Consider the following 21,660-nt stretch of genomic DNA (forward strand, 5'->3'; position numbering starts at 1 on the left):
CTGATCTCCTGATCCTTGAGACCTCTCCGGCACAGAAAAAACGCCGCCTCCTTTCGGAAGCGGCGTTCTGTTTTTCGACGACTTCGAGATCCGAAGATCGACCCGGAGATAAGTCCGGATCGATCCCCCAGAGGTCTTAGAAGTTGATGTCGATGGTCGCGCGGCGGTTGAGCGGTTCGCGCACACCGTCGGCGGTCGGCTTGGCCAGGTTGGTTTCGCCCTTGCCGTCGAGGGCGATGACGCCGCCGTTGACGCCTGCAGCAACCAGCGAGTCCGCGACGGTGCGCGAACGGCGGTTTGACAGACCCAGGTTATAGGCGGCCGAACCCGAGGTATCGGTGTAGCCGACGATCACGACGCGCGTCGGACGACCCGACTTGGCGTAGTTGGCGGCCTGCGTCACCACCGAACGGGCTTCCGCCGTCAGGTCCGAGCGATCCCAGTCGAAGTAGACCACGAACTGGCGAGCGACCGGAGCCGGCGGAGCGACCGGAGCCGGCGGCGGGGGCGGAGGAGGCGGCGGGGGCGGCGGGGGCGGGGGAGGAGGCGGAGGAGCCATTTCTTCCGCACCGAAGCTGTAGCGCAGACCCAGGGTCACGGTGTGCGACTGATCGTAGTCGCCATCCCATTCGCCGAACTGCGTGGCGCCCGGACCCGTGCCGACCGTGGTCGAGGCGAACGAGGCGTCGCCCGTCAGGTAACGGTAGGTCAGGTCGATGTTGGCGCGGTCGCCCACGGCCCAGGCCAGACCCGCGATCGCCTGAGCGGCGAACTTGGTCGAGGTGTCGTCAGCAGTGAAGGTCGCGCCGCGGTTGGCGCGCAGGTTGCCGATTGTGTCGGTGGAGACGTGGTTCACACCAGCGCCCAGGCCGACGAAGGGACGGATGCCCCAGGCTTCATAACCGAAGTCATAGATGACGTTCGCCATCAGAGTCGTCGATTCGATGTCGCCTTCAGGCGAGAAGCAGCCGCCCGTCGCCGGAGTCAGATTGCAAAGGCCTTGCGTGCCCGAAACGGCGCGAACCGTGCCGATGTCGCCCGAGCGGTAGCCGCCTTCGAGTTCAACGCGCCAGTTGGGATTGAAGCGATAGCCGAGACGCGCGAACGCCGCCCAGCCGTCGTTCACTTCATAGTTCCACGACGCGCCGGTCGTCGACGACTCGGCGTTGATGTCGTCGATCATGTGGTAACCGGCGTCGATCGCGCCATACCAACCATTCGGTTCTGCCGACGCAGCACCAGCCGACAGGGCCAAGGCGGCCGCTGCGCTGGAGGCCAGCACGAAAGTCTTCATACGCATAGGGGGTAGCCCTCCGCCTCTGTTATAGTAGGGGCGGGTCTACCGCCTAGGCCGGTCTTACCAGCCTTGCTGTAGAAGGTCGAGGCGGAAACGTGACCAATATCAACTGTGCAGCGCCCACCGTGGCGTTGATGCTACAGGTAAATTTATCGGTCTGTCGATGTTTTGTTAATTTCCGGCCGGTAGAACGCCACAATCTCAAAAAGAGCACCCATCCAACCTGTCCGAGCAGCCAACCTGTACCCAGGATTGCTGGATCATACCGCCATGACCTGCATACCCAGCCATTCGGCGATGAGCGCCGGCTTGTCGCCACCATGAATCTCGACGGTCAGCTCATGCTTCAACAACCAGCGACCGCCGCCCTTGTCTTCGGCGGACAGGAGTTTGAACCGGCCTCGGATGCGTGACCCTGCCGGAACCGGCGCCAGGAACCTCAGCTTGTCGAAGCCGTAGTTGACACCCATCGTCACACCATCCAACGGCGCGACCGCGCCGTAGCTCATGGCGGACGCCAGGCTCAGTGTCAGAAAACCATGCGCTATGGTTCCGCCGAACGGCGTCATCCTGGCCGCCTCGGGATCGACATGGATGAACTGGTGATCCTCGGTGCAGTCGGCGAAGGCGTCGATCCGGGCCTGGGTGACGTCGAACCATTTCGACACCCCGACCTCCTGGCCGATCAGTCCCTGAAGTTCACTGGCTTTGGTCATCGCGTCCTCCCTCTTTATGCTTTGAGGCGAGGTTGGCCGACCGGCGCGATGAAGGAAAGACCCTCAGCCGCCGAACCTGCCCTCGATGATCTCGGCGTAGAGCGTCGGATCGACATTGCCGCCCGACAGGATGATCGCCGTCGTCAGCCCTTCCGTCCCGATCTTTACGGCAAGCAGAGCAGCCAGCGACACCGCGCCGCCGGGCTCGATGACCAGCTTCAAATGGCGGAAGGCGAAGCGCATCGCCTCGGCCACCTCGGCGTCCGACACGGTGATCGCACCGGCCAGTCGCCGGTTGATCGGCCAGGTCAGAACGCCCGGCATGGGCGACATCAGGGCGTCGCAGATCGAGGGTGCGCCTTGCGGATGCCCGACCCGCTCGCCCGTCGCCAGCGACCGGGCCGTATCGTCGAAGGCCTCGGGTTCGACAACGAATACCTGTGTCGAAGGGCTGCGTTCGGCCATGACCAGATTGACCCCGGCCATCAACCCGCCGCCCGAGGCGCCGCACAGCAGCTGGTCGAACGGCGTATCGGCCTGGTCGAGCATCTCCAGCGCCGTCGTTCCCTGCCCCTCGATAATGAAGGCATCGTCGAACGGCGGAACCAGGATCGAGCCGCGCTCGGCCGCGATGGCGGCGCCGATCTCTTCGCGGCTCTCGGTCCAGCGGTCGTAGAAACGCACTTCTCCGCCGAAACCAATCACCCCTTCGACCTTCACCTGGGGCGAGTCCGACGGCATGACGATGATCGCAGGCGTCCCGACCATCGCGGCGGCTGCCGCCACGCCTTGCGCATGGTTGCCGGACGAGAAGGCGACGACGCCGCGCGTCTTCTCATCATCCGTCAGCCGACTGATGCGGTTGTAAGCCCCGCGAAACTTGAAGGCCCCGGCGCGCTGCAGGTTTTCCGCCTTCATCAGGACCCGACCGCCGACGACGGCGTTCAGGGCAGGGCTCTCGATCAGCGGCGTGCGGATGGCGACGCCGTCGATCTGGCGGGCGGCGTCGAGTACGCCTTCATAGCTGGGCAGGTGCGTCGTCATATGCTCCCCTTAGCGCGAACCACAACGCGCGCCCAAGACGCGGCAAGGAGAGAAACGCATGAGCCTGATCCTCGCCATCGACCAGGGCACGACCTCGACTCGCGCCATCGCCTTCGAGATCGCGCCTCAAGCAGCGCGAAGCGCGGTAGGCGAAAGAATGGGAGATTTGCGCCCCGTCGCCGTCAGCCAAATCGAGCTGGCCCAGCATTTCCCCAAGTCCGGCTGGGTCGAGCACGACGCAGCCGAGATCTGGACCGCGACCCTTCAGACCTGCCGCGAGGTCGTGCGCAAGGCGGGGGGCGTCGCCCGTTTCGCCGCCATCGGCATCACCAACCAGCGCGAGACGGCGGTGATCTGGGATGCATCGACCGGCGAGCCCCTGCACCGCGCCGTCGTCTGGCAGGACCGCCGCACCGCCGACGTCACAGCCCGCCTGATCGCCGAAGGTCATGAGCCCATGGTCCAGGCCACGACCGGCCTGATTCTGGACCCCTATTTCTCGGCGACGAAATTCGCCTGGCTGCTGGACGCCGTGCCGGGATCGCGCGAGCGGGCGGCGAAGGGCGAGGTCAAACTGGGTACGATCGACGCCTGGCTGATCTGGAAACTGACCGGCGGTCGGGTCCACGCCACCGATGCGACCAATGCATCACGCACGGCCCTGATGGATCTGAAGACGGTCGAATGGCGCGACGATCTGTGCGCCCTGTTCCATGTGCCGCGCGAAGCCCTGCCCGAGATCGTGGCCTGCTCGGGCGTGATCGGCGAAAGCGACCCGGCGCTGTTCGGCCGCGCCCTGCCCATCGCCGGTTCGGCGGGCGATCAGCAGGCGGCCCTGGTCGGACACGGCGCACTGAAGGCCGGCGACGCCAAGATCACCTATGGCACCGGCGCCTTCCTGGTCGCCAATGTCGGCGCCGAGCCGGTGGCCTCGACGCGGCGTCTGCTGGGCACGCTGGGCTATCAGGCCGACGGCCAGACCGCCTATGCCCTGGAGGGGTCGATCTTCTCGGCCGGATCGGCGATCCAGTGGCTGAGGGACGGGGTCAAGCTGATCTCGGAGTCGCGTCAGTCGGAGGCGATGGCGCAGGAACTTCCCGACAACGGCGGGGTCTATATGGTGCCGGGCTTCACCGGCCTGGGCGCGCCGTGGTGGGAGCCGGAGGCGCGCGGGACCGTCGTCGGGCTGACGCGGGATTCCGGCCCTGCCCATTTCGTGCGCGCCGCGCTTGAGGCCTTGGCCTATCAAACGCGGGACCTGCTGGACGCCCTGGCCCAGGACGGCGCCCCACCGCTGAAGACGCTGAAGGTCGACGGCGGCGTCACCGCCAACAGTTTCGCCATGCAGTTCATCGCCGACATCTGCGAGGTCGAGGTCGAACGCCCGGCCTTTCAGGAGATGACGGCCCTGGGCGCCGCGCGTCTGGCGGCCCTGGGCGTCGGCCTGCTGCCCGATCTGGAGGCCCGCCCCGCCGAGGCGCCGGCCTGCTGGAAGCCGCGCATGAAGACCGAGGAACGCGAGCGTCTGCTTTCCAGCTGGCGTCGCGCGGTGAAGGCCGCCATCATCGCCGCGCCGGACCGGGCCTAAGATCCGGGCGGCGCCAGGAAACGCCAAACGAACCGACTGGGCCGCCCATGACCGACGCCGCTTCACTCGACGCCCCCGCGCTGGACGCCCAGGCCGCCTTTTCCGGCACGCGCGAGGTCGATCCCCGCTATCGGCTGGACGAGACGGCGCTCGACGCCTGGATGACTGCCCATGTCGCGGACTACGCCGGCCCGCTGGCGGTGCGTCAGTTCAAGGGGGGACAGTCGAACCCGACCTACGAACTGACGACGCCGGCCAAGCGCTATGTGCTTCGCCGCAAGCCGCCCGGCGTCCTGTTGCCCAGCGCCCATGCCGTGGACCGCGAGTTTCAGGTCATTTCCGCCCTCGCCGCCCAAGGCTTCCCGGTGGCGAAACCCCACGCCCTGTGCCTGGACGAAGCCGTCATCGGCTCGATCTTCTATGTGATGGACAAGGTCGAGGGGCGGATCTTCTGGGACCTGAAACTGCCCGGCCTGACGCCTGCCGAACGCCGCGCCGTCTATGAGGCCCAGACCGACACCCTGGCCCGTCTGCACGCCTTCGATCCCGCCGCCATCGGCCTGGGCGACTACGGCAAGGCCGGCAACTATTTCGCGCGCCAGGTCGGCCGCTGGACCAAACAGTATCGCGCCTCGGAGACCGAACCCGTCGCCGCCATGGACCGGCTGATCGCCTTCCTGCCCGATAGCCTGCCGCCCGAGGGACCAAGCCGCATCGTCCATGGTGACTTCCGGCTCGACAACATGATCCTGGCGCCCGAGCGCGCGGAAGTGCGGGCCGTGCTGGACTGGGAGCTGTCGACCTTGGGCGATCCGATGGCCGACTTCTCCTATCTGCTGATCGCCTGGGCCATTCCGGCCAGCCTGCGCAACGGCCTCGCCGGCGCCGATCTGGAGGCCCTGGGCATCCCGTCCGTCGAGGAGACGGTCGAACGCTACGCCGCCGCGACGGGCATGCGGCCCGCCAATCTGGACTGGCTCTACGCCTACAACCTGTTCCGCCTGGCGGCCATCTGCCAGGGCATCGCCGGCCGCGTCCGCGACGGCACCGCCGCCAGCGCCCATGCCAAGACCATGGCCGCCCAGGTCGGCCCCCTCAGCGACTCGGCCTGGGGTTTCGCGAAGAAGGCCGGAGCCTAGTCCCTGACAGCGGCGCCCAGGATGCGTTTGTCGGTCTTGCCCTGGACCAGCACAGCCACCGCCTCGCCGGGACGGGCGGGCGGCAGGGTGTAGAGCATGGGGCGGCCGCGCCATTCGCCCAGGCGGGTCACGCCGCGCACGACGTTCATGTGCCGCATCGACTGGCCGCGGTTCTCGCCCTGGCGAACCTCGACCACCTGGGGGCCGGGCGTATAGGTCACCGCCACCACCTCGGCGCCGCCGACGGGGGCGCGGCCCGAGCCGACGCCGACGCCGTTTCCGCTTTCGCGGAACTCGATCTGGGGCGGCCAGACCTGGCGAACGGCTTCCTGATCAATGGCGGTTTCAAGTTCGAGGCTACGGGCGCCCGACACCTGACGACGGCCGTCGATCACCACCTGGGGCGTGGACACGCCACGTTGGCGCAGGGCGACGCGATAGGCGCGCTGGCGCTGGACGAACTCCGGGCGGGCGAAGGTATCGGTCCAGCCCAGATAGTCCCAGTAGTCGACGCCATAGGTCAGGGCGATAACGCCGGGCTGGGCCGCCGCCTTCTCGACCGCCGCATTGGCCTCGACGCATCCACCACAGCCTTGGGCGGTGAACAGTTCGACCACCACCGGCGGGCCGTTGGCTGTCGCGTGACGCGGCGCTAGCGGCAGACGGCCCGCAACCGGCTGGGCCGCTGAGGCGACGGACATGAGGGCGCCCGCCATGACCGTGCCCGCGATGATCCAGCCCTTGGTGTTCATGCCGTCGTTCTTACCCCAGGCCCGATGCGGAACGCCTCATAATCGCGTGACCCACTTTCCTCAGCTCTCAGTCCATCAGCTGTTGCGACAGATAGACATAGTGCCTGGCCCAGCGGCGGGCGTTGGCCACCGGGTCGGCGTCGTTGGAGTGACCGCCGGCCGTGTCCTCGAAATAGAGGTGGTCGTGGCCCTGGTCGCCCAGGCGGGCGGCGAACTTGCGCGCATGGCCGGGGTGGACCCGGTCGTCGCGGGTGTTGGTGGTCAGATAGACGCGCGGATAGGCCACGTCGGGACGCAGCTGCTGATAGGCCGAATATCGGGCGATCCAGGCGGCTTCTTCCGGAATGCGCGGGTCGCCGTATTCGCCGATCCAGGACGCCCCCGCCGGCAGTTCGTGATAGCGCAGCATGTCCACCAGCGGGCTTTCGATCACCGCCGCGTTGAACAGTTCGGGGTGCTGGGTGATCGACACGCTGGTCAGCACGCCGCCGTTCGAGCGGCCATAGATGCCTAGCCGGCGCGGGCTGGTGACGCCGCGCTGTTCCAGGTCGCGCGCCACGGCGGCGAAGTCGTCGAAGGCCTTCTGGCGATTTCCGTCCAGCGCCGCCTGGTGCCAGTCGGGCCGAACTCGCCGCCGCCGCGGATATTGGCCTGGACGAAGACCCCGCCGCGCTCCAGCCACAACTTGCCCATCTCGGGCTTGTAGGCCGGGTTCAGGCTGACCTGGAACCCGCCGTAACCCAGCATGATGGTCGGGTTCGACCCGTCCAGCTTCATGTCGCGCGGGCGGGTGATGAAATAGGGGATTTTGGTCCCGTCGGTCGAGGTGGCCTCGTACTGTTCGGTCACGTCGCGCGAGGCGTCGAACTTGGCCGGCGCCGACTTCAACGGGGTCAGGGTCGCCGCATCCGCATCGGCCAGGCTGAGGGTGGGCGGAACCAGGAAGCCCTGGGTCGAGACGAAGACCTCGCCGCGCGACTTGGACGAGTCGCCCAGGCCGACGGCGAGGTTGTCGGGGACGTCGATGTCAGTCGCGCCCCAAGAGGAATACTGCCCGTCAGCTCCCGTTCGTTGGAAACGAACCAGACGGCCCGCAACATTGTCCGCAATAGCGGCGATGATGGTGTCGTCGAGAACCGCCACGCCTTGAAGGGATTGGCGGGCGTTAGGGACGAAAATGCCGCTTGGATCGCGTCCGCCCGTCATCGGTACTGGCGGGACGCCGCCAGGCGTCGAGGCATCGGCCAATGCGCTCAGATCGACGATGAGAAGTGCCCCTGGCTTGTAATCGTGCGCGAGCCAACGCCATTGCTCGTCGTTCGAAAACACAAGCTGATCGCCTACCACGCCGAAGACGCTGACGCGTTCCGGGAGATCCAGCTTCGCCGTTCTACCATCATGTCGCAGGCTCCACGTCTCCGACCGGAAGGTGTCCAGCGGGCGGCTGATAATGACCGCCGTCACCTTGCCGTCCTTGTCGCGATAGACGGCGGGGCTGACGCCGTAGCCGCCGTCGCCCTGTTCGCCGCGATACACCTCGGTCGCCTGGGCCAGGGTCTGGCCGCGCTTCAACGTCTTGACGATGAAGGGATAGCCGGACTCGGTCATGGTCCCGGCGCCGAAGTCGGTGGCGACCAGAAGCGTGTCACGGTCCAGCCATTCGATGCGATGCTTGCCCTCGGGCAGGTTGAACCCGGCGTCCACGAACTGCTTGGTCGTCAGGTCGAACTCGCGCACGACCACCGCATCCTTGCCGCCATCGGACAGGTTGATCAGGCAGCGGGTCTCGTCGGGCGCCAGGCAGTCGGCGCCCTTGAACACCCAGTCCTTGCCCTCGGCCTTGGACAGGGCGTCGATGTCGAGCAGGGTCTCCCACTGGGGCGTGGCGGTGCGGTAGCTGTCCAGCGAAGTCCGGCGCCAGACGCCCTTGGGGTTGGTCGCGTCCTGCCAGAAGTTGCCGACCCCGTCGCCCAGGAAGCTGGGCGTGGGAATGCGATCGGTTGCGGTCAGGATGGCTTCGGCTTCGGCGCGGAAGGTCTCGTAGCGCGGGTCGGCGGTCAGGACGGCGAGGGACTTGCGGTTCTCCTCGGCGACGAAGGCCATAGCCTCGGCCCCGTCCACCTGTTCCAGCGCCAGATGATCGTCCGCCGCCGCCACGCCGGCGGGGGTAAGGTCATGGGGGAAGTGGGGCGGAGGCGCCCGTTCGGCGGTCGACGCCGGAGCCGTCGTGGTCTGTGCGAGCACGGGCGTCGCCCCCATCAAAAGGGCCGGAATGGCGGCGGATAGGATCAGGTGACGCATTGGAAAACTCCGCAAATCTGATCCTCCCCCATCGGGGGAGGGGGACCGCCGCAGGCGGTGGAGGGGGCTGGAACCAGGCGCGGTGCATGAGGTCGCCCCCTCCACCACTTCGTGGTCCCCCTCCCCCGTTCGCAAGCGCTCACGGGGGAGGATTAGGTCCTATTCCTGCGCCGGCGTGTCCATCAGCCGGCGCGACAGATAGGTGTATTCCAGCGCCACGCGACGCGCCGTCTCGCGCAGATTGGCCCCGGCCGCATGGCCGCCATCGACGTTCTCGTAGAACAGCACCGGATAGCCCAGTTCCTCAAGCCGCGCCGCCGCCTTGCGGGCATGGCCCGGATGGACGCGGTCGTCCTTGGTCGAGGTGTGGATGAAGACTTCCGGATAGGGCTGGCCGGCGCGCAGATTCTGATACGGCGAATATCGCTCGATCCAGGCGCGCTGTTCGGGGATGTCGGGGTTGCCGTATTCCCCGATCCAGCTGGCGCCGGCCAGCAGCTTGTGGAAGCGCAGCATGTCGAACAGGGGCACCTGGATGACGGCGGCGTTGATCAGATCCGGTCGCTGGGTCAGCATCGCCCCCATGAACAGGCCGCCCTGCGAGCCGCCCATGATGCCCAGCTTGGGCTGGCTGGTGATGTTGCGCTGGGTCAGGTCCAGGGCCACGGCCTGGAAGTCCTCGTGCGCGCGCTGGCGGTTCTGCTGCAGGGCCGCCTCGTGCCAGCGGGGGCCGAACTCGCCGCCGCCGCGCGTATTGGCGATGACATAGACCCCGCCGCGCTCCAGCCACAGCTTGCCGACCGTGGCCGAATAGCCGGGCAGCAGCGAGCTTTCGAACCCGCCGTAGCCGTACAGCAGGGTGGGGTTGGAGCCGTCCAGCGGCATGTCTGCCTTATGGACCACGAAATAGGGGATCATCGTGCCGTCGGCCGAGCGGGCCTCGTGCTGGTCCACCGTCATGCCGGCCGCATCGAACTTTGCCGGCATCGACTTGACCTGATCGACCGCGCCGGTCGCCGCATCGGCCAGCCACAGGCTGGACGGGTTCAGATAGCCGGTGACGCTGACGAAGACCTTGTCGTCCTTCTCGGAGGCCGAGCCGATGCCGACCGAGACGTTCTGCGGCAGGTCCAGGGTCGTGTGCGCCCACTCGCCGTCACCGGGGGTATAGACCCGCACCGAGCCGCGCACATTGTCGTACAGGGCTACGACCAGCCGGTTGCGCGTGACGTTGACGCCCTCGATCGCCTGGCGCTCGGTCGGGCGCAGCACCAGCTGGGCCGGGGTCGCCTGGTTGGCCAGCCAGGCCTCCAGCGGCCAGGCGATCAGGTCGCCGGTCTTGAAATCCTGGCCCGACGGCGCGGTCCAGTCCTGCTTCAGCGACACCAGCAGCCGCCCGTCCACCAGACCGGTGATGTCGGACTTCGTCGGCAGCTGAAGCTGGGTCAGGGCGCCGTCGTCGGTCAGCCGCCAGGTCTCGGACGAATAGAAGTCCACAGAACGATTGATCAGGGTCGCCTTAACCACCCCGTCGGCGTCCCGCAGCGTATAGCCGGACACCGAGACGTCCGTGGGCTTGCCCGTGAACAGGGTCTCGGCCTGATCCAGGCCCTGGCCGCGCTTCAGGCGCTTGACCACCATCGGATAGCCCGAGTCGGTCAGGGTGCCGGGACCGAAGTCGCGCGAGATCAACAGGGTGTCCTTGTCGATCCACGACGCGCCGCCCTTGGACTCCGGCAGGACGATGCCCCCTTCGACGAACTTGCGCTCGACGCTGTCGAACTCGCGCAGGGTCACCGCGTCCTTGCCGCCGTTCGAAAGGCTGAGCAGGCAATAGCGTTCTTCGGGCGCCAGGCAGGTCGCGCCCTTGTAGACCCAGTTCTGGCCCTCGGCCGCCGCCAGGGCGTCGATGTCCAGGATGGTCTGCCATTCCGGCGTCGCGGTGCGATAGCTGTCCAGCGTGGTCCGACGCCAGACGCCGCGCACGTGCTGGGCGTCCTGCCAGAAGTTGTCGATATGGCCGTCGTGGGTGAAGCCCGGCGAGGGGATGCGGTCCTGGGCCTGGACGATCTCCAGCGCCTGCTGGTGCAGCGGCTCATAGCGCGCATCGCCCTGCAGCACGGCGAAGGTGCGGTCGTTGTGGGCCTTGACCCATTCCATCGCCCGCTCGCCCTCGACCTCTTCCAGCCACAGATAGGGATCGGTCGCGTCGGTGGTCGCGAAACCGCCCGAAGCGGGGGCGGGAGAAGAGGCAGGAGTCTGGGCCATGGATACCGAAGTCAGGCTGGTGGAGGCGAGAAGGGCCGCGAGCGCGACGGCGGAAAAGCGGATCATGGACAGTCCCCGAAAAACGACGCCGGCACCTTAGCGGCGAGACCTAGGGCGGCAAGCGCGCCGCCCGAACCTTACGGCTTTGTCATGATCCTTCGTCAGGGATACAGAGCAGATTGCCGCAGGCCTTGCAGTGGACGGCGTCCTGATCGTGCGTCTGCAGGCCGCAACGCTCGCAAGGATAGCGCACTTTGTGCGGCTTGATCAGGGCCTGGGCGAGCCGCAGGAACAGCGTGATCCCCACCAGCATGACAGCGATCGACAGCAGTCGCCCCCAAGGGCCAGGCAGGGTCACATCTCCGAAGCCCGTCGTCGTCAGGGTCGCCACGGTGAAATACAGGGCGTCGACGTAGCCGGAAATGCCGTCGTGGCCTCTGAACGTCGCATAGACGAAACCGGTCGCCACGAAGACGAAGGTGATCAGGTTGGCCAGGGCGCGCGCGATCCCCTCGACCCGCGTATCGTCGAATCGAGCCCCGATGGTTCGCCAGAAAAAATCCGAGTTCAGCAAGGTCCACAGCCGCAGCATCCGTAGGAAGCCCAGGTTGAACAGCCAGGCCGGGAATAACAGGGTCGCCAGCACAAACAGATCGACCCAGACGATGGGCCGCTTCAGCCAGTCCTTGATGTCGGCATAGGCATAGGCGCGCGCGGCGAGGTCCAACGCCAGCACTGTGGCGATCAGATAGTCCAGCGCATAGAAGGCCCAACCCATGTTCTTCAGGATCGGCGCCGCCAGGAAGAACGCGATGATGGCCAGGTCGATCACGATGACCGTCAGCCGGAACCGCACCGCCGGAGGCTGCGAGCCATGATACAGATAGCGCAGCCGCGCCCGCAGGCGCAGGCCGTCCTGCCGGGATTCGGTGTCGGTCTGAGACAAATCAACCTTCCGCTCGTCCCGGCGAAGCGGGGCTTGATGCACCGGGCACTCAACCGCTTACGGCTCGGCATGTCCAACGGTTCCGACATGGGCGAACCGAGCGGGAGATTTCGCGAAACGCGCGCGCGGCCTATATGGCCTGTATGACCCGTCCTTTCGTAAAGATGAACGGCGCCGGCAATGACTTCGTCGTCGTCAATGCGCTGGAACAGCCGTTCGCTCCCGGCGTAGATGAGATTCGCGCGCTGGGCGACCGCGCGACGGGCGAAGGCTTCGACCAGTTGATTTCAATCGAGCCGTCCGAGACGGCCGACGCCTTTATGCGGGTCTGGAACGCCGACGGGTCGATGGTCGAGACCTGCGGCAACGCCCTGCGCTGTGTCGGCTGGCTGTTGATGCAGGCGAACGGCGCGGATCACGTCGTCATCGATACGGCAGGCGGCCCGACCACCGCCACGCGCGCCGGCGACCACCGCGTGGCCGTGGACATGGGCAAACCTCGGCTGGACTGGACCCAGGTGCCGCTGGCCGAGGAGATGGACACGCGCGGGATCGAGCTTCAGGTCGGCCCGATCGATGCGCCGCTCCTGCACACACCGGGCGCCGTCTCGATGGGCAATCCGCACGTGGTCTTCTTCACCGACCGCCAGGACGATGCTTTCGTCACGGGGTCCGGGTCGCTGGTCGAGCATCACCCCATGTTCCCTCAAGGGGTCAATGTCGGCTTCGCAAACGTGCTGGACCGCGACCACATCCGTTTGCGGGTCTGGGAGCGCGGGGCAGGCCTGACCAAGGCGTGCGGCACGGGCGCCTGTGCCGCCCTGGTCGCTACGGCCCGGCGCGGCCTGACCGACCGCAAGGCGACCGTGGTCGTGGACGGCGGCGAACTGGTCATCGACTGGGACGCTAAGACCGATCATGTCCTGATGACCGGGCCGGTCGAGATCGAACGCACGGGCATGCTGTCGATCTGACGGCCAAATCTGACGAATTGACGCTGACGCCAACGTCAAGCCTCCCGGATGATTGCCAGGCTTCCTCCGCGTCAAGGGTTGGCGCGGCCGTTCCCACACTCTAGGACACGAAGGGTTACAGCCCCGACGACGCCCTGGACGACCGATGCCCGATCAAACCGAAAAACAGACCTTCTCCGATCAGGAAGCCCTGGACTTCCACCGCATTCCGACGCCGGGCAAGATCTCCATGGCGCCGACCAAGCCGATGGCGACCCAGCGCGACCTGTCGCTGGCCTATTCGCCGGGTGTGGCCGTGCCGGTGCTGGCCATCGCCGCCGATGCGGACAAGGCCTATGATTACACGGCCAAGGGCAATCTGGTCGCCGTGATCTCGAACGGCACCGCCATCCTCGGCCTGGGCAACCTGGGCCACATGGCCTCCAAGCCGGTGATGGAGGGCAAGTCGGTCCTGTTCAAACGGTTCGCCGACGTCGACAGCTTCGATGTCGAGGTGAAGACCACCGATCCGGACGAGTTCATCACCGTCGTCAAGAACATCGGCGACACCTGGGGCGGCATCAATCTGGAGGACATCAAGTCCCCGGAATGTTTCGTCATCGAAAGCGAGCTGCAGGACCTGCTGGACATCCCCGTCTTCCATGACGACCAGCACGGCACGGCCATCATCTCGACCGCCGGCCTGATCAACGCCTGCCATGTCGCGGGCAAGAAGCTGGACGAGGTCAAGGTCGTGCTGGCGGGCGCCGGCGCTGCGGGCCTGTCGTCCATCGCCCTGATGAAGGCGGCGGGCGTCAAGGCCGAGAACACCGTGATCTGCGACCGCGACGGCGTGGTCTATCAGGGCCGCGAACACGGCATGGACCAGTGGAAGGCCGCCCATGCGACCGACACGCCGCTGCGCACCCTGGCCGAGGCCATGGTCGGCGCGGACGTGGTGCTGGGCCTGTCCGCCAAGGGCGCGATCACCAAGGAGATGGTGGCGTCGATGGCCCCCAATCCGATCATCTTCGCCATGGCCAACCCCGATCCCGAGATCACGCCCGAGGATGTCCAGTCGGTGCGGTCGGACGCCATCATCGCCACAGGCCGCTCGGACTATGTGAACCAGGTCAACAACGTCCTGGCCTTCCCCTATCTGTTCCGGGGCGCGCTGGACGTGCGCGCGCGCCGCGTGAACCACGAGATGAAGATCGCCTGCGCCCAGGCCCTGGCCGCCCTGGCACGTGAGGATGTACCGGACGAGGTCGCCGCCGCATATCGCGGGCGCAAGCTGAAGTTCGGCCCGGACTACATCATTCCGACCCCGTTCGATCCGCGCCTGATCTGGTACATCCCGCCCTTCATCGCCCAGGCGGCGATGGATACCGGCGTGGCCCGCGTCCAGATCGAGGACATGGACGCCTATCGCAACGCCCTGCGCTCGCGCGTCGATCCGTCCGCCGCCCTGATGCAGAAGATCAGCTCGGCCGTGCGCGGCGGGCCGAACAAGCGCGTCGTCTTCGCCGAGGGTGAAGAACCCGCCGTCATCCGCGCCGCCTGGGGCTTCAAACAGGCCGACCTGGGCACGCCGATCCTGGTCGGGCGCGAAGATCTGATCCGTCAGAACGCCGCCGAGGCGGGCCTGAACTTCGACGAACTGGGCATCGAGATCACCAACGCCCGCGTCTCCGAACACAATGTCGAGGACACCGACTGGCTGTACGAGAAGCTGCAACGCCGTGGCTATCTGCGCCGCGACGTGGCGCGGATGATCAATCAGGACCGCAACTATTTCGCCGCCACCCTGGTCGCCAAGGGCCGGGCCGACGCCATGGTCGCCGGTGTCACCCGCAACTTCAACATGGCGCTGAAGGAGGTCGGGCGCGTTCTGGACGTCGAGGACACCCTGATCGGCCTGTCGATCCTGCTGGCCAAGGGCCGGACCCTGTTCGTCGCCGACACCACCATCCACGAACTGCCCAACGCCGAGGAACTGGCCGACATCGCCGTCAAGGCGGCCGAGACGGTGCGCAAACTGGGCCGCAACCCGCGCGTGGCCTTCCTCAGCTATTCCACCTTCGGCAACCCGCCCGGCGACCGCGCCGAAAAGGTCCGCGAGGCGATCCGCATCCTGGACAAGAAGGGCGTCGACTTCGAATACGAGGGCGAAATGCCGCCGGAAGTCGCGCTGGATCCCAAGGGTCATCCGGCCTACGCCTTCAACCGCCTGACCAAGCCGGCCAACATCCTGGTCATGCCCGCCATCCATTCGGCCGCCATCTCGACCAAGCTGGTCCAGGCCCTGGGCGGCGCGACCGTGATCGGCCCGCTGCTGGTCGGTCTGGAGAAGCCGGTTCAGATCGTGTCCCTGGGCGCATCGGTCAGCGAAATCATCACGGCCGCCACCTTCGCCGCCTATGACGCAGGCCCCGCCTTCCAGGGCTCGGGTTTGACCTCGGCGCCGCGCCCGCCGGCGGCCGTGGTCGAGCGTTGAGCGAACTTTCGCCCTTCCCACCCGCCGCGCCGCCGCCCCGGCGGGTGGAGTCGGGCCTGTATCTGGTCGCCACCCCGATCGGGAACCTGCGCGACATGACGCTGAGGGCGCTGGACGTTCTGGCCGCCGCCGACCTGGTGCTGGCCGAGGACACCCGCGTCACCGCCAAACTGCTGGCGGCCTATGGGCTGAAGGCCAAGCTGGAACGCTGTGACGATCATGCGTCCAGTCGCGCCGCCGAACAGGCCATCGAACGCCTGCGCGAGGGCCAGGTCGTGGCCCTGGTGTCGGACGCGGGCACGCCCCTGGTCAGCGATCCCGGCTTCGTCGTCGCGCGTGCGGTGATCGCCGAGGGCCTGCCCGTCCATCCGATCCCCGGCCCGTCCAGCCTGCTGGCGGCCCTGTGCATTGCCGGTCTGCCCGCCGACCGGGTGCTGTTCGCCGGCTTCCTGCCGCCCAAGACCGCCGGGCGCACCGCCGCGTTGGAAGCGCTGAAAGGCCAGCGCCAGACCCTGGTCTTCTTCGAAAGCGGGCCGCGCCTGAAGGACAGCCTGTCCGACATGGCCGCCGTGCTGGGGCCGCGCCCCGCCGCCGTCGCCCGAGAGCTGACCAAGCTTTATGAAGAGTGCGTGCGCGGCACGCTGGATGCGCTAGCCGTCGATCCGCGCCTGGACGGTCCCAAGGGCGAGATCGTCGTGGTCGTCGGCCCCGGCGAAGAGGTTCAGGCGACGGAGGCCGATGCGGACGCCGCCCTGATCGACGCCCTGCAGACCCTGTCGACCGGCGACGCCGCCTCGGAGGTCGCCAAGGCCCTGGGGCTGAACCGCAAGATCCTCTATCGCCGCGCGCTGGAGCTGAAGGGCAAGTGAAACGCCTGCCTCGCCCCGCGCCGATCCGTCGCCCCAAGGCAGCGTGGCGTCAGGCGAAGGGCGGGGCGGCGTTCAAGGCCGGGCACGCCGCCGAATGGATCGCGGCCCTGTGGCTGATGATGCGCGGGTATCGCGTGCTGGGCTTTCGGCTCAAGAGCCGGGCCGGCGAGATCGATCTGCTGGTCTGTCGCGGCCGTGTGCTGGCCGTGGTCGAGGTCAAGCGCCGGGCGACGATGGAGGCGGCGATGCTGGCGTTGAAGCCGGCCCAGCACGACAGACTGATCGCGGCGGGCGAGGCGATCCGGCGCAATCGGCCGGGCCTGCAACGTCTTGATTTGAGAATTGATATGGTGGCGCTGGCTCCCTGGCGCGTTCCACGTCATCTTCGTGGCGTCGAAAGGCGCTGACGAAGGGATCGCATGACGCGCGAGGAGGCCGAGGCCATCCTGACCGCCGCCGGTCAGGCCGAGGACGACGCCTTCCCCCTGCTGGAGGCTGCGATCGCCTGCGCCATCCACGACCAGCCCTTGCGCGATCCCGAACCTGTGCGCGCCCTCGCCCGCAACGCCTGCGCGCGGTTGAAGGAACGGATCGGCGGCGAAGGCCCCGACGAGGCCCTGTCCGAGACCCTGTGCGCCGACCTTCGGCTGAACGGCGACCTGATCCATTTCGATCATCCCGGAAACACCGACATCATCGCGGTGGCCGAGCGGCGGCGCGGCCTGTCCGCCGCGCTGGCTGTCTTCTATCTGCATGCCGCGCGGGAGGCCGGGATCACGGCGGCGGGCGTAGACTTCCCCGGCCATTTCATGATCCGTGTCGAGACGCCGGAGGGGCCGGTGGCGCTGGACCCGTTTAGCCAGGGGCGGCTGATCCTGCCCAGCGAACTGACCCGCCGTGCGCTTCGCGCCGGGCTGATGCCGCACGTCGCGGATCGGCTGGACATCCTGATGGCGCCGGTGACGGATCGACAGTCTTTGATCCGGTTGCAGAACGTACTGTTCAGCCGCGCCATTCGCGGCCGGGACTATGAGGCCGCCGAACGCTCGGCCCTGCGCCGCGCCCTGTTGGACCCCGAAGACCACCGGCCCTGGCTCGATGTCGCCTCGGCGCGCGAGAAACAGGGGGCGCTGGCCGGCTCGCTGCAGGCTCTGTCGCGCGCCCACGGCCTGGACGGGGTCGAGGAGGCGCGGCGGTTCACGACGTTCGAACGCGTGCGGATGCAGTTGAACTAGACGACCGCCTCGCCACGCAGCAGGCGGGGCAGGTCGCCCGTCGCGCCGCCCGCTTCCTGCATGAAGGCGCGGCGCAGGGGGCCGATCCGGTTGACCGCCGCCATGCCCAGATCGCGCGCCAGACGCACCGGCGCGATATCGTTGGAGAACAGCCGCACGAAGGCGTCGAAGCCTGCCGCCAAGGCCGCATTGTCGAACCGGCGCCAGCGGGCGTAGCGCTCAAGCACCGTCTCGGCGCCCAGGTCTTCGCCCAGGCGCGCGGCCTCGGCCAGCACCTCGGCCAGGGCGGCGGCGTCCTTCAGCCCCATGTTCAGCCCCTGGCCCGCGACGGGGTGGACGCCGTGCGCCGCGTCGCCGATCAGGGCGATGCGCGGGGCGATCAGTTTCTCGGCCAGGCTAAGGGCCAGAGGATAGACGAAGCGCGGCCCCTCGACCGTCGCGCTTGATTGCTCAGGCGTGGCCAGAAACTCTCCGAACCGGCGCATCAGATGGGCGTGGAAGGCTTCGTCCGAGGCGTCGCGCAAGGCCTCGCCGCGCCGCGTCGTCTCGGTCCAGACCAGGCTGGCGCGCTGATCCGTCAGGGGCAGGATGGCGAAGGGGCCGCTGGGCAGGAAATATTCGTGGGCGATATTGCCGTGGTCGCGGCCCAGCCGGACCGTGGCCACCACGCCGCTCTGGCCATATCCCCAGCCAACCGTCTCGATCCCGGCGGCGCGGCGCACGGTCGAGCCCCGGCCCTCGGCGCCGACGACCAGCGGGGCGATCAGCGTCGATCCGTCGATCAAGGTCACGGTCGCCTTGCCCGCATCGGTCTCGACGCTGGCGACGGTGGCCGGCGCCCGGACCTCGATCCCCGCGCGCGTGACGGCCTCGGCTAAAGCGACGCGGATGCGGCGGTTCTCGACCATATATCCCAGCGGCTCGCCCCCGGTGCGGCCGCCGATCTCGTCGGCGTCGAAGCGCAAGAAGGCGGGCGAGGCCTTGCGGCTGGCGGCGCCCGGCCGACGACCATCCGTCACCAGAATATGGTCCATCCGACAGGCGTGAGGACGCAAGGTCTCTCCCAGACCCAGGGCATCCAGCATGCGGAAGGTGGAAAAGGCCACGGCCGTTGAACGCCCGTCGAAGGTCGGCGCCATCTGGGCGCTGAACGGCTGGGGATCGACCATGACGACCTTCAACCCGCCCTGCGCCGCCGCCAGGGCGAACGCCGCCCCGGTCAGGCCTGCGCCGGCGATGACGATGTCGTAGCGTTCGGTGTCAGCCATGACAGGCTTGTCGCGCCGGAAAGACCAAAGGTCCAGAGGACGGTTTGTCTCTTCCCTGCTTTGCAGGGAGGTGGCGCGGCGCGTCTTCAGCGCCGTGACGGAGGGGTTCTGAAACGCATCACAGGCGGCTGTGGGACTTAAAGAGCCCCTCCACCGCTTCGCGGTCCCAAGGCCAAGCTGGTAAATGCGCTCTTAACCCTGAGAGTGCGACAAGGGCGGCCGAACGTCAGCCGCCCGGAAGGTCACGCCTTTCATGTCCACCGCCCTCGTCATCGGCCGTCAGGCCTGGATCAGCGCCCGCATCCTGTGGGACGCGCCCTTCGTGGTGCGGTTCAGGGGGGTGTTGCAGGCCTTGCTGGCGACCCTGCTGCTGGTCGCCCTGGTGTCGTGGAATCCGGCGGACGCCAGTCTGAATGCGGCCTCCAGCCTGCCGACCACCAACTGGCTGGGGGCGAACGGCGCCCTGTTCGCCGATCTGTTCATGCAGTCGCTGGGCCTCGCCGCCTGGCCCGCCGTCCTGTTGCTGGTCGCCTTCGGCCTGGCCCGCGCGGTCGGCGATGCGATCCAGCAAAGGCTCAAGCCCTCGCCGCTGAAAGCCATCGCCGCGACAGGCGGGGTGCTGCTGCTCTCCAGCGCCCTGGCCGCCCTGGCCGCGCCTGCCGCCTGGCCTCTGGCGGCCGGTCTCGGCGGTCTGTGGGGCGATGCGGTCACTGGTCTGGCGGCGCGCGGGATCGGCGCCCTGCATATTCCAGGCGGGCGGATCATCGCCGGCGTCATCTTCCTGATCGTCGGACTGTGGCTAGTCGGTTTCGCCATCGGCCTGCGCGCCATGGACTTCATCGACGCCCTGCATTGGGGCAAGTCTCTGCGCCCGGCCGCCGCACCCCGCGCTGCGGCCCAGCCCGCCCGCGAAAAAGCGCCGGCCAAGGCCCGCACGCCCCGCGCCGCGCCCCCGCCCGAGGAGGCTTTGCAAGCCGCGCCCGCAGATGCGCCGCAGACCGCCTATGACGACCTGCCGCCCTGGGAGGACGACGCCGTCCAGCCCGCGCCGCGTCCGTCGGCCGCCCGTCCGATCGAACCGCGCGTCGCCGCGGTCAAGGCGCCCAAGGCTCGCAAGGACGACGTGGACCAGCAGGCCTTCGACTTCGTGCGGCCCGAGGGCGATTTCGACCTGCCGCCGCTGGGCATACTGACCAAGCCCCCCCAGCGCGTGGGCGCGGTCGACGAGGATTCGCTGAAGCAGAACGCCAAGATGCTGGAGGGCGTGCTTCAGGAGTTCGGCGTGCGCGGCGTGATCGACCAGATCCGTCCCGGCCCCGTCGTCACCCTGTACGAACTGGTGCCCGCGCCCGGCGTGAAACACGGCCGCGTCGTGGCCCTGGCCGACGACATCGCCCGGTCGATGTCGGCCCGCGCCTGCCGCATCTCTGTGGTCCAGGGTCGCAACGCCATCGGCATTGAACTGCCCAACGCCAAGCGCGAGACCGTCTATCTGCGCGACCTGCTGTCCAGCGCCGAATACGACAAGAAGGGCCACCTGCTGCCGCTCGCCTTGGGCGAGACCATCGGCGGCGAGCCCTATGTCGCCGACCTGGCCCGCATGCCCCACCTGCTGATCGCGGGCACCACCGGCTCGGGCAAGTCGGTCGGGGTCAACGCCATGATCCTGTCGATCCTGTATCGCCACAGCCCGGCCGAATGCCGCTTCATCATGATCGACCCCAAGATGCTGGAGCTGTCGGTCTATGACGGCATCCCGCACCTGCTGGCGCCCGTCGTCACCGATCCGAAGAAGGCCGTCGTCGCGCTGAAATGGACGGTGCGCGAGATGGAGGATCGCTATCGCCGCATGTCCAAGCTGGGCGTGCGCAATATCGCCTCCTACAACGAGCGCGCCCGCGAAGCTCAAGCGAAAGGCGAGCATTTCGAGCGCACGGTCCAGACCGGTTTCGACGAGCAGGGCCGCCCCGTTTACGAGTCCGAAAAGATCCGGCCCGAGCCGCTGCCCTTCCTGGTGGTGGTGATGGACGAGATGGCCGACCTGATGCTGGTCGCCGGCAAGGACGTCGAGGGCGCGGTGCAGCGCCTGGCCCAGATGGCCCGCGCCGCCGGCATCCACCTGATCATGGCCACGCAACGGCCGTCGGTGGACGTCATCACCGGCACCATCAAGGCCAACTTCCCGACCCGGATCTCCTTCCAGGTCACCTCCAAGATCGACAGCCGCACCATCCTGGGCGAGCAGGGCGGCGAGCAGCTGCTGGGCCAGGGCGACATGCTGTACATGGCCGGCGGTGGGCGCATCACCCGCCTGCACGGCCCGTTCGTGGACGACAAGGAGGTCGAGGACGTCTGCAAACACCTGAAGGCCCAGGCCGAGCCCGACTATCTCGACCTGATCACCGACGAACCGGACGGCGACGCGGATGGCGCTGTGGACGAAGGCGGCGGCGGTTCTGGCGACGACCTCTACGACCGTGCGGTCGCCGTCGTCACCCGCGACCGTAAGGCCTCGACCTCCTACGTCCAGCGCCGCCTCCAGATCGGCTACAACCGCGCCGCCTCCCTGATCGAACGGATGGAGCAGGAAGGCGTGGTCAGCCCCGCCAATCACGCGGGCAAGCGCGACGTCCTGGCCGGTCCGCCGCCTATGGTGTGATCCGAGCCAAGGAACGGCTGCGCCCGCGAGCCGTTGTCTGGCCCGCCATCGTGTCCAAGCTTCAGCATTTCGATGAACAGGGCTTCATCGCAGCGCCGGAATATGGTCAGGCTCGCGTCATTCCGACG

At 67.7% G+C, this 21,660-nt stretch carries 15 protein-coding genes and 1 pseudogene; 8 read left to right on the plus strand and 8 right to left on the minus strand.

The genetic code is table 11. From position 1 onward, the window contains the following. Nucleotides 1-136: 136 nt before the first annotated feature. The 3 genes from ACQY72_RS09665 to ACQY72_RS09675 form a co-directional block, all read right to left on the minus strand. Nucleotides 137-1,294 carry an OmpA family protein gene (locus ACQY72_RS09665; protein ID WP_428156695.1) on the minus strand — a complete coding sequence of 386 codons (1,158 nt, stop codon included), beginning with the start codon at nt 1,292-1,294 and terminating at the stop codon, nt 137-139. A 263-nt stretch (nt 1,295-1,557) separates the two neighbouring features. Continuing rightward, the gene (locus tag ACQY72_RS09670; protein ID WP_428153259.1) at nt 1,558-2,013 is read right to left on the minus strand and encodes a MaoC family dehydratase; all 456 of its coding nucleotides are present in this window, start codon (nt 2,011-2,013) and stop codon (nt 1,558-1,560) included. A gap of 63 nt (nt 2,014-2,076) precedes the next feature. After that, nucleotides 2,077-3,057, minus strand: coding sequence for a threonine ammonia-lyase (locus ACQY72_RS09675; protein WP_428153260.1), 981 nt, complete (start codon nt 3,055-3,057; stop codon nt 2,077-2,079). Nucleotides 3,058-3,115: 58 nt separating this feature from the next. Here ACQY72_RS09675 and glpK point away from each other — a divergent pair, with 58 nt between their 5' ends. Then, nucleotides 3,116-4,645, plus strand: coding sequence for a glycerol kinase GlpK (gene glpK, locus ACQY72_RS09680; RefSeq protein WP_428153262.1), 1,530 nt, complete (start codon nt 3,116-3,118; stop codon nt 4,643-4,645). A gap of 47 nt (nt 4,646-4,692) precedes the next feature. Continuing rightward, entirely contained in the window at nt 4,693-5,784 is a 1,092-nt protein-coding gene (locus ACQY72_RS09685) for a phosphotransferase family protein (protein ID WP_428153264.1), read from the plus strand. Here ACQY72_RS09685 and ACQY72_RS09690 read toward each other — a convergent pair. From ACQY72_RS09690 to ACQY72_RS09705, 4 genes and pseudogenes are all read right to left on the minus strand, one after another. Then, entirely contained in the window at nt 5,781-6,536 is a 756-nt protein-coding gene (locus tag ACQY72_RS09690; protein WP_428153266.1) for a DUF1223 domain-containing protein, read from the minus strand. The two genes, ACQY72_RS09685 and ACQY72_RS09690, sit on opposite strands and share 4 nt — an antisense overlap. A 67-nt stretch (nt 6,537-6,603) precedes the next feature. Next, nucleotides 6,604-8,837: pseudogene (locus ACQY72_RS09695) on the minus strand (prolyl oligopeptidase family serine peptidase). Between the two features lie 159 nt (nt 8,838-8,996). Then, on the minus strand, nt 8,997-11,171 hold the full coding sequence (locus tag ACQY72_RS09700; protein WP_428153267.1) for a prolyl oligopeptidase family serine peptidase: 2,175 nt from the start codon (nt 11,169-11,171) through the stop codon (nt 8,997-8,999). Nucleotides 11,172-11,253: 82 nt separating this feature from the next. After that, nucleotides 11,254-12,051: a potassium channel family protein gene (locus ACQY72_RS09705; protein WP_135194245.1), complete on the minus strand. Its 798-nt coding sequence runs from the start codon at nt 12,049-12,051 to the stop codon at nt 11,254-11,256. Nucleotides 12,052-12,194: 143 nt separating this feature from the next. Here ACQY72_RS09705 and dapF point away from each other — a divergent pair, with 143 nt between their 5' ends. From dapF to ACQY72_RS09730, 5 genes are all read left to right on the plus strand, one after another. Beyond that, nucleotides 12,195-13,025: a diaminopimelate epimerase gene (gene dapF / locus ACQY72_RS09710; RefSeq protein ID WP_428153269.1), complete on the plus strand. Its 831-nt coding sequence runs from the start codon at nt 12,195-12,197 to the stop codon at nt 13,023-13,025. 145 nt (nt 13,026-13,170) lie between these two features. Further along, nucleotides 13,171-15,501, plus strand: coding sequence for an NADP-dependent malic enzyme (locus ACQY72_RS09715; protein WP_428153270.1), 2,331 nt, complete (start codon nt 13,171-13,173; stop codon nt 15,499-15,501). Beyond that, entirely contained in the window at nt 15,498-16,370 is an 873-nt protein-coding gene (rsmI, locus tag ACQY72_RS09720) for a 16S rRNA (cytidine(1402)-2'-O)-methyltransferase (protein ID WP_428153271.1), read from the plus strand. The genes ACQY72_RS09715 and rsmI overlap by 4 nt, the downstream gene beginning before the upstream one ends. Next, nucleotides 16,367-16,777 carry a YraN family protein gene (locus tag ACQY72_RS09725; RefSeq protein ID WP_428153273.1) on the plus strand — a complete coding sequence of 137 codons (411 nt, stop codon included), beginning with the start codon at nt 16,367-16,369 and terminating at the stop codon, nt 16,775-16,777. Before rsmI ends, ACQY72_RS09725 begins: the two co-directional genes overlap by 4 nt. A gap of 12 nt (nt 16,778-16,789) precedes the next feature. Continuing rightward, a complete protein-coding gene (locus ACQY72_RS09730; protein ID WP_426019372.1) occupies nt 16,790-17,605 on the plus strand; it encodes a SirB1 family protein in 816 nt (271 codons plus the stop codon). On the opposite strand, the gene ACQY72_RS09735 is transcribed toward ACQY72_RS09730, so the two are convergent. Continuing rightward, complete coding sequence (locus ACQY72_RS09735) at nt 17,602-18,873, minus strand: UbiH/UbiF/VisC/COQ6 family ubiquinone biosynthesis hydroxylase (protein WP_428153275.1); 1,272 nt, start codon at nt 18,871-18,873, stop codon at nt 17,602-17,604. The two genes, ACQY72_RS09730 and ACQY72_RS09735, sit on opposite strands and share 4 nt — an antisense overlap. 253 nt (nt 18,874-19,126) lie before the next feature. Between ACQY72_RS09735 and ACQY72_RS09740 the strand changes: the two genes are divergently transcribed. Next, nucleotides 19,127-21,532, plus strand: coding sequence for a DNA translocase FtsK 4TM domain-containing protein (locus ACQY72_RS09740; RefSeq protein WP_428153276.1), 2,406 nt, complete (start codon nt 19,127-19,129; stop codon nt 21,530-21,532). The last annotated feature ends 128 nt before the right edge of the window (nt 21,533-21,660 follow it).

Origin of the sequence: Brevundimonas sp., assembly GCF_965279155.1 — a bacterium.
GTDB lineage: Bacteria > Pseudomonadota > Alphaproteobacteria > Caulobacterales > Caulobacteraceae > Brevundimonas.